This window comes from Candidatus Termitispirillum reticulitermitis, assembly GCF_054655775.1.
Map to the genome: position 1 here is coordinate 1 of NZ_BAAIHG010000229.1, position 581 is coordinate 581.

The window sequence follows — 581 nt, forward strand, 5'->3', positions numbered from 1 at the left end:
GGCAAGTATGAAAAGCAACTCATAGAATTGGTTGCCAATATAGATTCTGACAATCAAAATCAATCAAAAATAGATGCTATTATTTATAAACTCTACGGTTTAACAGCAGAGGAGGTAGCGGTGGTTGAGGGGCGGTAGCTTATGAAACACCTTTCCAATACTTTATTTCTCCATATACTCATACTTATAGGAGATAGCATATATCATCGCTTATCCCCCAAGCTCAGTGCCACTTAATATCTCTATCCAATTACGTTTCCCATACAAAAATCTGTGTAGGTATACCTCATTTTCTTGCTCATTAATGCTGTATATTAAAATGTAGTTTTTGACTAACAAGAAACGGATGCCCATAGTCGCTAGGTAACCATCTTTAACTGGTGGTCTGACAAACGGATTGCTCTTCAACAGTTCATAGCTTTTTATTAGCTCTTCGGCGTGCTTATCCGCTGCCATCGGAGCTTTTAAGACATTCTTTATATAACTAATGGCAGAAACTGTGTCATCATTGAATGTTTCAGAGAAAGCTAGCTTGAACATTATCTGCTCAAGGCTGTATTCATATTCTTTAATACTTCGGC

The 581-nt window shown here is 37.3% G+C and carries 1 protein-coding gene; it reads right to left on the reverse strand.

Annotated features, from left to right (window positions below; all coding sequences use genetic code 11):
• Positions 1-210 precede the first annotated feature (210 nt).
• A partial coding sequence (locus tag AC1MDJ_RS08460) for a type II toxin-antitoxin system RelE/ParE family toxin (protein ID WP_479690467.1) occupies positions 211-581 on the reverse strand: 371 nt, incomplete at its 5' end.